General features: G+C 73.7%; 8 protein-coding genes. 2 read left to right on the top strand and 6 right to left on the bottom strand.

What is annotated here, in order from left to right; all coding sequences use genetic code 11:
• The 5 genes from ACWD1Z_RS31675 to ACWD1Z_RS31655 all read right to left on the bottom strand — a co-directional run.
• Positions 1 to 3,883 (bottom strand): amino acid adenylation domain-containing protein (locus ACWD1Z_RS31675; protein WP_451123371.1); only part of this gene is annotated, 3,883 nt, incomplete at its 3' end.
• The gene (locus tag ACWD1Z_RS31670; RefSeq protein ID WP_451123369.1) at positions 3,876 to 4,952 is read right to left on the bottom strand and encodes a methyltransferase; all 1,077 of its coding nucleotides are present in this window, start codon (positions 4,950 to 4,952) and stop codon (positions 3,876 to 3,878) included. The genes ACWD1Z_RS31670 and ACWD1Z_RS31675, both read right to left, overlap by 8 nt.
• The gene (locus ACWD1Z_RS31665; RefSeq protein ID WP_451123367.1) at positions 4,952 to 5,644 is read right to left on the bottom strand and encodes a DUF6875 domain-containing protein; all 693 of its coding nucleotides are present in this window, start codon (positions 5,642 to 5,644) and stop codon (positions 4,952 to 4,954) included. Before ACWD1Z_RS31665 ends, ACWD1Z_RS31670 begins: the two co-directional genes overlap by 1 nt.
• 29 nt (positions 5,645 to 5,673) lie before the next feature.
• Entirely contained in the window at positions 5,674 to 6,927 is a 1,254-nt protein-coding gene (locus tag ACWD1Z_RS31660) for a pyridoxal phosphate-dependent aminotransferase (protein WP_451123365.1), read from the bottom strand.
• On the bottom strand, positions 6,924 to 8,255 hold the full coding sequence (locus ACWD1Z_RS31655) for a KamA family radical SAM protein (protein WP_451123363.1): 1,332 nt from the start codon (positions 8,253 to 8,255) through the stop codon (positions 6,924 to 6,926). Before ACWD1Z_RS31655 ends, ACWD1Z_RS31660 begins: the two co-directional genes overlap by 4 nt.
• Before the next feature lie 348 nt (positions 8,256 to 8,603).
• Between ACWD1Z_RS31655 and ACWD1Z_RS31650 the strand changes: the two genes are divergently transcribed.
• On the top strand, positions 8,604 to 9,845 hold the full coding sequence (locus ACWD1Z_RS31650) for a cytochrome P450 (RefSeq protein ID WP_451123361.1): 1,242 nt from the start codon (positions 8,604 to 8,606) through the stop codon (positions 9,843 to 9,845).
• Positions 9,846 to 9,857: 12 nt separating this feature from the next.
• Entirely contained in the window at positions 9,858 to 11,081 is a 1,224-nt protein-coding gene (locus ACWD1Z_RS31645; protein WP_451123359.1) for a cytochrome P450, read from the top strand.
• Between the two features lie 42 nt (positions 11,082 to 11,123).
• Here ACWD1Z_RS31645 and ACWD1Z_RS31640 read toward each other — a convergent pair whose 3' ends face one another.
• A complete protein-coding gene (locus ACWD1Z_RS31640; protein ID WP_451123357.1) occupies positions 11,124 to 12,224 on the bottom strand; it encodes a PLP-dependent cysteine synthase family protein in 1,101 nt (366 codons plus the stop codon).
• Between the last annotated feature and the right edge of the window lie 136 nt (positions 12,225 to 12,360).

Below are 12,360 nucleotides of genomic sequence, written 5' to 3'. Positions count from 1 at the left end.
CCAGCCGCGACAACAACGCCGCAAGACCCGCCTGCACCACCATGAACAGCGTCGTCCCCGTCTCCCGCGCCAGGCCGAGCAGGGCCCGGTGCAGGTCCGCTTCGATGCGGAAGGTGTGCACGGCACCGTGGTGGCTGCTGACCGCCGGGCGCGGCCGGTCGGAGGGCAGTTCCAGGGCGTCGGGCAGACCGGCGAGGGCGGTGCGCCAGTACGTCAGGTCCGGATGCTCTCCCTCCTCGCCGACGCTCTCCCCCGAGCCCTTCCCGAACTGCTCGTGCTGCCACAGCGCGTAGTCGGTGTACGTCACCGGCAGCGGCGCCCATCGCGGAGCCTCACCGCGCTGCCGCGCCGCGTACGCCTCGGTCAGGTCCCGCAGCAGCGGCCGCACGGACGCGCCGTCCCCGGCGATGTGGTGCAGCAGGAGCAGCACCGAGCACCGGTCCGCGCCGGTGCGGAACACACTGACCCGCAGGGGGAGTTCACGGCCGAGGTCGAAGGGGTGGGCGACCGCCTCCGCGAGGGCTTCCGGAAGGCGGTCCGCCGCGACCGTGCGGCACGGGACGGCCACCAGATCCGGCGCGGGGTCGCGGATGATCTGCTCCGGGTCGCCGTCCCGCTCCCCGATCACGGTCCGCAGCGGCTCGTGCCGGGCCACGACGTCATGGACCGCCGCCTCCAGCACGGTGAGGTCGAGCGGCCCGTCCACCTCCAGGACGAACGGGATGTTGTACGTCGCGCTCGGCCCCTCCAGCCGGTGCAGGAACCACAACCGCCGCTGTGCGAACGACAACGGCACCACCTCCGGCCGTTCCCGGCGCACCGGGCCCGAGGGCGGGAGCGGGGCGAGACGGGCGGCGAGGCCCGCGGGGGTGGGGGCGTCGAAGAGGTCGGCGACCGACAGCTCCGCGCCGAGTGCCGTACGGAGCTTCACCAGGAGGCGGGTGGCGAGCAGCGAGTGACCGCCGAGGGCGAAGAAGTCGTCGCCCGGGCCCACCTCGTCGAGGCCGAGGACCTCGGCGAACAGCCGGCACAGCAGGTCCTCGTGCCCGGTGAGCGGTCGGCCGGCGTCCTCGGGGACGGGCGCCGCCCGGAAGTCGGGGGCGGGGAGCGCGGCACGGTCCGTCTTGCCGTTGGGGGTGAGCGGGAGCGCGTCCAGCAGGACGAAGGCGCCGGGCACCATGTACTCCGGCAGCCGCGCGGCGGCGTAGGCGCGCAGTGCCTCGCCGTCGACGCGCGCACCGGGTCCGGCGACGACGTGGGCGACGAGCAGCTCGCCGTGGACGGTGACCGCGGTCTGGGCGACGTCCGGGTGCCGGCGCAGGACGGTTTCCACCTCGCCGGGCTCCACCCGGTGCCCGCGCACCTTGACCTGGTCGTCGGCGCGGCCGACGAAGAGGAGGTGCCCGTCGTCCGTCCACCGCACCAGGTCGCCGGTGCGGTACATGCGCTCACCCGGCGCGCCGAACGGGCACGCCACGAAGCGGGTGGCGGTCAGCCCCGGCCGGCGCAGATAGCCGCGGGCGAGGGAGTGTCCGGCGACGTACAGCTCTCCGGTGCCCCCGGGGGCGACCGGGCGCAGGGTGTCGTCGAGCACATGGACGCGGGTGCCCTGGACGCCGGTGCCGAGGGGGGCGGGGCCGCCGTCGGCGGTCAGCGGGCCGCTGGTGGTGGCGCAGACCGTCGTCTCGGTCGGGCCGTAGGCGTTGACCATGGTCCGGCCGGGTGCCCAGGTGCCCACCAGTTGCTCGGTCACCGCCTCCCCGGCGACGACGAGCGTGGTCACGGAGGGCAGGTCCAGGCCCGTCATGGCGGACAGGGCGGAGGGCGGGACGGTGAGGTGGGTGACCTGGTGCCGGGCGAGGGTCGCGGCGAGCGCGGGCCCCGGGGTCAGCCGGTCGGCCGGTTCCACCACCAGCGCGGCTCCGCTGAACAGGCCCATCGCGGTCTCCCAGAACGCCGCGTCGAAGCTGGGCGAGGCGAACTGCAGGACCCGGGCGCCGGGACCGGCGTCGAGCCGGGTCCGCTGGGTCGCCACGAGGTCGGCGATACCGCCGTGGGTGACGACGACGCCCTTGGGGCGGCCGGTGGAGCCCGAGGTGTAGATGACGTAGGCGGGGTGGGCGGGGTCGGCGCGGACGGAGACCGGGGAAGCCGGAGCGGGGTCACCCGCGCGCAGCGTCATCCGGGGCAGTCCGGCCAGTTCCACCGCGGTGAGGTCGACGGACGGATCGGTCAGCAGCAGCGCGGGGCGGGCGTCGGCGAGCATGAACTCGACGCGGTCCGGCGGGTAGCCGGGGTCCACGGGCAGGAACGCGGCCCCCGCCTTCCACACCGCCAGCACGGCCGTCATGAGGGTCCGCCCCCGGGGCAGAGCGAGCGCGACCAGGCTCTCCGGGCCGATCCCACGCTCGGCCAGGCGCTGGGCGAGCGCCTCCGCCCGGACATCCAACTCGCCGTAGGACAGAGGGGGTTCGCCATCGGTAAGGAGTGCCGGGGCATGCGGGTCGGCGGCGACCCGGGCGGCGAAGAGGTCGGCCGCGGTCCCGGTGACCGGTGGGGCGGTGCGGACGGGCCTCGGCCCGCCGAGGCCGGCCATCGCCGTGTCCGGCCCGGCCTCGGCCAGCCGGCCGAGCAGCGCCACCACGGACTCGCCGTGCCGGGCCACGGTCTCGGACGAGTAGACGGCGGGGTTGGCCCACAGGTTGAGCTGGAGCTCCCCGGTGGCCGACTCCTGGATCATGAACTCCAGGTCGTCGACCGGGCCGATGGCGATCCACTGCCGTACGGCCGGCAGTCCGCCGAACGCCGGCTCGGCGGAGAAGGCCAGCACATTGACGATCGGCCCGTACAGCTTGGGAGCGCCGGCCGGGGTGCGCAGTTCGCGGCGGAGCCGTTCATAGGGGTAGCGCTGGTGGGCCAGTGCCTCGTCGACCCGCTCGGCGACCTGGGCGGTGAAGTCGGCGAGGGAGGCGTCCGGGTCGTGGTCGAGCAGCAGGGGCTGCATCGTGGCGAGCATGCCCGGCACCTCGCGGGCGGCCGGTGCGGTACGTCCGGTGACGGGCAGCGTCAGCAGCAGGTCCCGGCGTCCGGTCTCGGCGTGCACATGGGCGGCGACGGCGGCCACGGCGGTGCGCGTCCAGCGCTGCCCCAGCCGCTCGGCGAGGGCGTGCAGGCCCCGGGTGACGGAGGCGTCGGCACCGGTGCGGTGCAGGATGTACTCCGGTCCGGCGGGCGCGCTACGGCCTCCGAGCAGCACCGGGGCGGGCGGCTCGGCGAGTCGCCGGTGCCAGTGGGCGCGGTCGCGGGCACAGTCGTCGGAGTCGAGGTAGGCGGTGTACTCGTCGATCAGGTGGGCGAGGGGCCGCAGCGGGGTGCCCGCGTTGCCGGCGCCGGCGAGCAGCGCGTCGTACAGCTCGGCGGTGCGCCGGGTGAGCAGCCAGACGCCGTAGCCGTCGAGCACGAGGTGGTGGTAGCGCTGGTACCACAGGTGCCGCTCGGGGCCGATGAGGAACAGCGCCTGGGCGTGCGTGGGCCCGGTCGCCAGGTCGACGGGGCGGGCCAGTTCGGCGCGCATCCACGCCTCGGCCGCGGCCCGCGGATCGTCCCGGTCCGTCAGGTCGACCACCGGGAAGGCGAACGGCTCGGGTGTGCCGGGGTACTGCACGGGGCCGTCGGCGTCGGCCGCGAACCGCATGCGCAGCGCGTCGGTCTCGGCGACCGCCCGCCTGAGCGCCGTCTCCAGCAGGCCGGCCCGCAGCTGGCCGGTGATCTCCAGGTAGGAGGCCTGGTTGTACGTCGACTTCAGCCCGTCCAGTTCATGGCCGTAGTAGGCGCCGAGCTGCGGGCCGGTCAGCGGGTGGCGTGGTGCGGGGGTCTCAGACATGGTCGGTGCTCCGCTCACGGCTCGTTCGGGAGGACGGGTCGGCGGGTTCGGGGGCGGCGACGAACAGGGCCTTCTGTCCGGTCAGCCGGCTGACGGACGTGAGCCGCAGGCCCGCCGCGCCGAACAGCGCCTCGAACTCGCCGGGGGTGCGCTCGCGGCCGGGCAGCACGGCGAGCATGTAGAGCGTCATCAGCGCGGTCATCCGGGCGTCGGCGCCGGTGCCGGGCCGGTCGTCGGCGGCGAGTTCGACGACGACGAGGCGGGCGTGCGCGGGCATGGCCCGGCGGCAGGCGGCGAGCACGGTGACACACTGCTCGTCGTCCCAGTCGTGCAGGATCTCGCGGAGCAGGTAGACGTCCCCGCCGTCCGGTACGGCGGTGAAGAAGTCCCCCTCGCGGGCCTCGGCGCGGTCGGCGAACCCGGCGGCGGTGAACCGGGCGCGGGCGGCGGCGGCCGCGGCGGGCCGGTCCAGCAGCACTCCCCGCAGCTCCGGGTGGGCCGTCAGCAGGGCGCACAGCAGGGCACCGTCACCGCCGCCGACGTCGACGAGGGTGGTGGCCGTGGAGAAGTCGTGGGCGCGCAGGATGGCCGCGCTCTCCAACTCGACGTCCCGGGCCTGCGTGGCGTCGAACAGGTCACGCAGGTCAGGGCGTTGGTCGAGGACCGCGAAGAAGTCGGCGCCGAACTCCTGGTCGAAGGCGGGCGTCCCGGTGCGCACGGTGTCCGGGATGCCCTGCCAGGCCCGCGCGGTGAGGGCCTGGGCCAGCAGGGCGCTGGGCAGGGCGCTGCCGGGGGCGCCCGCGGTGAGGGCGGTGCCGAGTCGGGCGAGGGCGAACCGGCCGTCCGGCAGCGCCTCGAAGACCTCGTAGGCGCTCAGCGCGGTCAGCACCTGGTGGAGGGCGGCCTCGTGGGCACCGGTGTCCCGGGCGAGCTGGGCGGCGGTCCGCGGGCCGGGCAGCAGGGCGTCGGGGACGCCCAGTTCGGCCACGCCGCACAGGGCACGCGAGACCAGCGGTGCGTACAGCAGCGCGCGCACGGCGACGGCGGCGTCGGCTTCCGCGGGGCGCATCAGGACTCCCTCCGCCGGACGTGGCGGCGCTCGGCCGAGGCGTACAGGCCGAGCATCAGTGGCTCGCGGACCCGGCCGTCGGTGAACTGCGCGCCGAAGCGCTCGCGGTAGGCGGCGAACCAGTGCGGGAGTTCGTGCAGGAAGAGGATGTCGTGCGCGGCCATGTGCCGGACGGCGAGCAGGGGCAGCGGGGAGCGCGAGACGCGGAACCCGTCGTTGCGCACCGAGCGTTCGTCGCAGGCGGGGTGGAACTGGCCGATCATGGCGCCGCCCGCCACGGCGGTGTCCTTCAGCCGGGCGTGCACCTCGTCCAGGGCCGCGTACCCGGCCTCGGCGAGATCCGGCAGTACCACGACGAGGCTGTCCAGGGAGTTCTCGGCGGGCCGGCGCACGAACCGGGTGAGCTCCTCCTCCAGCAGGTCGTGCAGTTCCTCGGGGTCCTTGCCGGAGACCTCGTAGTGGAAGGCGGCGCGCAGCGCGTCGGCCTGGAGCGCGGCCGGCACGAAGGGGCAGACGGCCCCCTTGCGGCGCAGCTGCGGATGCGGCTGACTGATGTAGTCGAGGAGCCAGGAGTCGAGTACGGCGATGTCCTGGCGCAGCCGGTGCTGGTATCCGCTCGGCGGTGACACGGTGGTGTCCCCGCTGAACCCGGCGAGCGACGGCTGTGTGCCCGGTTCGGCACCCGTGGTCATGTGATTCCCTCCGGTGGGCACGGTGGCTGTCAGGCCGTCAGCTTCGTCAGGGCCTGCGCGAGCTGTTCCAGCTCGCGGCGGATGTGGGGAAGTGCGGTGGGGTCGTCGGCGTCCAGCGCGGTGCGGCGCTGCCGGTCGGTCGCGCCGTGCAGCAGGCTGGTGGCGGCGCGGAAGCGCAGGGCGTGCGGGTCGTCGCCGAAGTGGTGGCCGCCGAGCACGGCAACTCCGGCCCGCTCCAGCAGGACCCGTTCCAGGGACGCCGAGTCGACGGCGCCGTGCGCGGCGAGCGCCTCCCTGGCGGGCTCGAAGTCGGGGTAGACGTAGAAGCCGCCGCCGGGGGTACGGCACCGGGCGCCCGCCTCGGTCGTGACGCGGTGCACGGCCCGGGTGACGGCGGCGTGCAGCCTGGCGCCGCGGGCGACGTGCCCGGTCAGCTCGGGCGGTTCGTCGTAGGCGTACCGGGCGACGCTCTGGAGCGGTCCGGCGAGCGAGGACCAGACCTCGCTCGCGGTGGCGAGGACACGGGCGCGCAGTTCCTCGCCCCGGTCCCCGGCGGGGAACCGGGCCGAACCGATCCGCCAGCCGCCGAGGGCGTGCGTCTTGCTGAGGCCGGTCGTGACGACCGTGCGCTCGGGCGCGACCTCGGCAGGGCTGAGGAACCCGGTGGCGGGGTCGTGCAGGAGGTCCCGGTAGATCTCGTCGGAGACCACGGTGAGGTCCGCGTCGCGGGCGATGTCGCAGACCCTTCGGACGAGTTCGGGCGGCGCCAGGGTGCCGGTCGGGTTGTCCGGCAGGGTCAGCACCAGCAGCCCCGGCCGCCGCCCCTGTTCCCGGATCCGGGCCAGCGTCCCGGCCAGCGCGGCCGGTTCGGGCACGCCCCCGCACTCCGGCGGGATGTCCACCCCCCAGGCCCGGCGCCCCAGCAGCCGCGCCTGCGGCCCGTACGTCACCCAGGCCGGCCGGGGCAGCAGCACATCGCCCGCGACGGCGGCGACCAGCGCCATGAGCAGCGGTTTGCTGCCGGGCGCCACGACGATCTGGCCGCCCTCGGTGGGCAGCCCCCGCCTCCGGTGGTACCCGGCGACGGCGGCCAGCACCTCGGGGCGTCCCGCGACCGGCCCGTAGGCGGTGTGCCCGGCCGCTTCGCCGAGCGTGCGCACCAGACCGGCGGGCAGCGGCAGCCACGCCTCCCCGAACCCCAGGTGCAGCACCCGCTGCCCGGCGGCCCGGAGCCGCGCGACCTCCTGGTCGAGGGCGAGGTTGGGCGATATCCCGGAAGTCATCGCGCCACCCCCGCCCGGACCTCGCCGGTCAGCGCCGCGTGCAGCGGCTCGTCCTCGCCCGTCTCGCACCGCAGGTCGTCGAGCCAGGCGGCGGTCGGCGACCAGGGCGCCCGGAACGGACGCCCGACCAGCCGTGGGTCGCGGGCCTGGAGCAGCCGCAGCCGGAAGTACCGCCCCTCGGGGAGGTGTTCCACCCCGTCCACGACGGCCTTGCCGACGGTGGTCGACATCACCGGGCCGCGCACGGTCCGGGCCAGACCGGGCAGTTCACGGTAGGCGTCCTGGAAGATGTCCACCGCGCGGGCGAGCGGCACCCGGTAGTAGGCGTGCGGCCCGGTGTCCCGGGCCACGAACATGTAGTACGGCACCAGGCCCGCGGCGAGTTCGGCCCGCCACAGCGCCGACCAGGTGGCGGCGCTGTCGTTGACGTGGCCGATGAGGGGCGCCTGGCAGTACACCACCGCGCCGGTCGCCCGGATCCGCTCCAGGGCATGCTGGGCGAGCGGGGTGGCCAGTTCGCGCGGATGGCTGAAGTGGGCCATCACCGCGAGCGTGCGCCCGGATCCGACGATCCGCTCGAACAGCCGCAGGACGTCATCGGCGTCGGTGTCGCTGACGAACCGCTGCGGCCAGTAGGCCGGTGACTTGGTGCCGATCCTGACGGTCCGTACGGTCGGCACGTCGAGCAGCGGCTCCAGATGGGTGCGCAGCCGCTCGGCGGTCATCACCATCGGGTCGCCGCCGGTGACCAGCACATCGCTGACGTCGGGGTGGCCGCGCAGGTGCCGGATCAGTCCGGCCGGACCGGGCGCGGCGAACCTCAGGTCGGCGTCCCCGACGAACTGCGCCCAGCGGAAGCAGTACGTGCAGTAGGTGTGGCAGGTCTGGCCCTGGCCGGGGAAGTACAGGACGGTCTCGCGGTACTTGTGCTGGAGCCCCGGGACCGGACCGGAGTCGTCGCGGGGCACGTTCAGCTCCTGCTGCCCGCCGGGATGCGGATTGAGCCGGCCCCGGATCTCCCGGACCGCGGCGACCACCTCCCGGTCGCCGTCCCGGCGCCCGGCCAGCCGGCGCAGTACGGCCGTGTCGGCCTCGGCGAGCATCCCCGCCTGCGGGAAGACGAGTTGGTACATGGGGTCGTCCGGGACCCGGGTCCAGTCGACGAGTTCGGAGAGCACATACTCGTTCACCCGGAACGGCAGCACCCGTGACAGCAGCCGGACCGTGTCCCGCGCGGCGTCCGGGAGCGGAAAGCGCCGGGCGATGTCGTCCAGCTGCCGCGGCCCGTAGGCGCGGAAGCGGGTGGTGCCGTCGACCGTCACGTGCACGCTGGGTCCCCCGTCCCTCGACGCCCGGCAGGTTGACGCGGACGTTCGACTGCGACTCGAGGGGAACGCTAGGTCGGCGAACCGGCCCCGACGCCCGGATGGCACGTTCCTGACCGGACGACGTCAGCTTCCGGCAACGGCGCCGGTCGGCGGCGGATCCGGGTACTAGCGTCCGCCCGGAAGCATGCGGTTCGGCAGCGCGCCTTCAGGGGGCGCGGGGTGTATCGGTCTGCGCCTGCGCATCGTGGGCGCGCACGGTCACTACGGCGCCGCGGCCGGCCGGCCACCCACACCCCGCGCGCTTCCAGCGAAGCGGCCCGCACCACACCCGCGAGGAGTGAATCTGCGATGACCCGACCGATGGAACCCACGGACGCCACCGCGACACCCGACGTCCCACGACCCCCGACCGGCGTGGGTGACGGCAGTCAACTGCTGGACTGGCTCAGGACGATGCGCGACCGGCACCCCGTGTGGCGGGACGACATGACCGGCGCGGCCCACGTGTTCCGCTACGACGACCTGCTGAAGGTGCTGTCCTCCCCGGACGTCTTCAGCTCCGACTTCAGCGCGATCATGCCGCCGCCGGACCCGGACGCCCCCAACTTCACCGAGGGCGTGCTCACGATGACGGACCCGCCCCGGCACGGCAAGCTGCGCCGGCTGGTCAGTCAGGCGTTCACCCCGCGCATGGTCGCCCAGCTGGAGCCCAAGGTGGAGACGCTGACCCGGGAGCTGTTCGACACGGTCGCCGGAGAGACGGACTTCGACCTGGTCTCCGCGGTCGCCTATCCGCTGCCGGTCATCGTCATCGCGGAGATGCTGGGCATCCCGCCGGCCGACCGTGAGCTGTTCCGCGGCTGGGGCGAGGCCCTGCTGTCGACCAACTACGAGCTGCCGGTGGGCGCGGTCCCCGACGGCACGATGCCCGAGCAGATCGCGGGCCGGCTCAAGGAGATGCACGCCTATCTGCTCGGCCACGTCCAGGACCGCCGTACGACCCCGCGCGACGACCTGATCAGCCGCCTGGTGACAGCCGAGGTCGACGGTGACGCGCTGACCGACGGCGAGACGGTGAGCTTCCTGAACTTCCTGCTGCTGGCGGGCCATCTGACGACGTCGCTGCTGATGGGCAACACCCTGCTGAGCTTCGCGGACGAGCCCGCCCAGCTGAAGGCGGTGCGCGAGGACCGGGAGCTGGTGCCGGCGGCCCTGGAGGAGGTGCTGCGGCACCGCCCGCCGGTGGTCTTCCAGGCCCGGGTCACCCGTCAGGAGACCGAGCTCGCCGGGGTCACCCTGCCGGCGAACGTGCCGGTGATGTGCTGGCAGATGTCCGGCAACCGCGACGAACGGCACTTCGCGGAGCCGGACCGCTTCGACATCTCCCGCAAGCCGAACACCCATCTGACGTTCGGCCACGGCATCCACTTCTGCATCGGCACCCCGCTGGCCCGGCTGGAGTCCCGGATCGTCCTCAACGAACTCCTCGACCGCTACCGCCAGGTGGACGTGGGAACGCCCGTCTACTACGAACGCAGCCCCGAGATCTTCGGGGTGAAGAGCCTGCCGATCACCGTCCAGACCGCCTGAGGAGACGATCCGATGACGTCAGCGACACCCGAGGGCGCATCCTTGGAGGGCCCGCCGGCCGTGGTGGGCGACGGCCGGGAGCTGTACGCCTGGCTGAAGCGGATGCGGCGCGAGGCACCGGTGTGGATCGACCCGGCCAGCGGTTCGTGCCATGTCCTCACCCACGCCGACGCGCTGCGCGTACTGTCCGAACCGGCGGTGTTCTCCTCCGACTTCAGCTCCCTCGCGCCGCCGCCGGAGCCGGGAATGCCGAACTTCGCGGAGGCGTCCCTGTCCGTGACCGACCCGCCCCGGCACGGACAGCTGCGCAAGCTGATCAGCCAGGCGTTCACCCCGCGTACGGTGGCGGGTCTGGAACCGCGGATCCGGGCGGTCACCGAGGAACTGCTCGACTCGGTCGGCGGGCGCACGGAGTTCGATCTGGTGGAGGAGCTGTCGGGGCCGCTGCCGGTGGTGGTGATCGCCGAACTGCTGGGCATCCCGACCTCGGACCGGGAGATGTTCCGGCGCTGGGCGGAGTATCTGCTGCCGCCCAGCGACGAGGTGACGGCCGGTGAGTTCCTGGAAGGCGGTTACGCGAAGACGCGGGCCGCCGAGCTGAACGAGATGGCGGACTATCTCCTCGCCCACGTCCAGGACCGCCGTACGACCCCCCGGGACGACCTGTTGTCCCGGCTGGTGGCGGCGGAGGCCGACGGAGAACGGCTCAGCGACAAACAGATGGTCAACTTCTCGGCGTTCTTGCTGCTCGCCGGGCATCTGACGACCACGCTGTTCATGAGCAACGCGCTGCTCAGCTTCGACGAGACCCCGGGCACCCTGACGATGATGCGCGAGGACCCGTCACTGATCCCGGGGGCCCTGGAGGAGGTCCTGCGCTACCGCCCGCCGGTGTCCTTCCTGTACCGCCTGACCCGCGAGGACACCCGCATCGGTGAGGTGGACGTGCCGGCCGGCCGCATCGTGGTCACCTGGCTCCTGTCGGCCAACCGTGACGAACGTCAGTTCACCCACCCCGACCGCTTCGACCCCCGCCGCACCCCCGCGGGCCACCTGACCTTCTCCCACGGCATCCACTTCTGCCTGGGCGCCCCCCTGGCGAGGATGGAGTCGTCGATAGTCCTGCGAGCCCTGCTGGACCGCTACCGGACCATCACCGTGGGCACCCCGGTCTACCACCAGCGCCCGGACATCTTCGGCGTGACGAGCCTGCCGGTGTCGGCACAGCCGGCCTGATCCACCGAGACGGCGCACCGGGCGCCCCGACGTCGCCCCGGCTCACTCCGCCGGGGCGACGTCCCACGTCCCCGTAGCCGTGAAGCGCTCCATGTCGCTGAGCGGGCCGGCCAGTCGCCACCCCTTCGCCGCGACCCAGGAGTCGTCGTAGTACGTGTCCCGGTAGGTGGCCCCGCCATCCCCCACCACCATCACGACCGCCCCCCGTTCCCCGTCCCGCCGCATCCGGTCCAGAACGTGGAACGCGCCCCACAGACAGCTCCCGGAGGAGGGTCCCGCCATCAGCCCGGTGACCGCGTGCAGATGCCGCATCGCGGCCACGCTGGCCACATCCGGCACCGGAATGACCAGATCGACCACGGACGGATCGAAGGCGGGCTCCATACGCGGCCGTCCGATCCCCTCGATACGGGAGGGCATACCGGTGGTGTACCCGGGGAAGTCCGCGGCCCAGCCGGGAAAGTACGCCGAGTGCTCGGGATCGACCACGGCCAGCCTGGTCCCCACCCCCCGCATCCGCAGATGCTTCCCGACCGCGGCCGACGTCGCCCCGCTGCCGACCCCGACCACGATCCACACCGGCGCCGCCTCCCCCGCCTTCGCCAGGTCACCCAGGATCTGCGCCCCGAGACTCTCCGGCCCGCGCCAGTCGACGGCGTCCCCCACCCGTTCCAGATGGTCCAGACAGTGACCGCCGGACTCCTCGGCGAGGGAGCGCGCCTTGTCGTACACGGCGAGCGGCGGGTCGAAGGGATGGCACCGCCCGCCCCGCTCCTCGATCCGCCGCCGCTTGGCCATCCCCGTCCTGCCGGGTACGACGGCCGTGTACGGCAGTCCCAGCATGCGCGCGAAGTGGGCCTGCGCGACGGCCATGTTGCCGCTGGTGGCCTCGAACAACGGGGTGCCGGGCCCTATTTCACCGGCCCGCAGAGCGTCGAGGAGCAGATCACGGGCGGGCCCGTGCTTCAGGCTGCCTGTCGGCCGCCGCGACTCGTCCTTCAGATACAGCGCCGCGCCCGGCGGCCCGGCGAGCGGGAACTCGCGCAGCGGCGTGGGCGGTTCGGCGGCCCGATCGGCCAGCAGCAGCTCGATCGCCCGGCCGACCCAGGCGCGGTCCCTCTCGTCCCCGGTTTCCCGTGCCACGTGATGCGTCTCCGTTCTCGTAGCGCCAGGCCGTCACGGATGACCTTCCCAGGTTGGCCGGAATCCGCACCCAGACCCTCTCGTCCACTGTACGACTCAATCGTATGGTGTACGAGCCCGGCCCGGAAGGAGCACA

It is taken from the genome of Streptomyces sp. NPDC002784 (assembly GCF_053592135.1).
The sequence above is the reverse complement of the archived record's forward strand: the minus strand, read 5'-3'. Positions and strand labels throughout refer to the sequence as shown.

Bases quoted from the DNA above. Each gene is read 5' to 3' on its own strand.
- ACWD1Z_RS31665 (WP_451123367.1), bottom strand. From the start codon at position 5,644: ATGACCACGGGTGCCGAACCGGGCACACAGCCGTCGCTCGCCGGGTTC.
- ACWD1Z_RS31645 (WP_451123359.1), top strand. From the start codon at position 9,858: ATGACGTCAGCGACACCCGAGGGCGCATCCTTGGAGGGCCCGCCGGCC.
- ACWD1Z_RS31660 (WP_451123365.1), bottom strand. From the start codon at position 6,927: ATGACTTCCGGGATATCGCCCAACCTCGCCCTCGACCAGGAGGTCGCG.
- ACWD1Z_RS31670 (WP_451123369.1), bottom strand. From the start codon at position 4,952: ATGCGCCCCGCGGAAGCCGACGCCGCCGTCGCCGTGCGCGCGCTGCTG.
- ACWD1Z_RS31650 (WP_451123361.1), top strand. From the start codon at position 8,604: ATGACCCGACCGATGGAACCCACGGACGCCACCGCGACACCCGACGTC.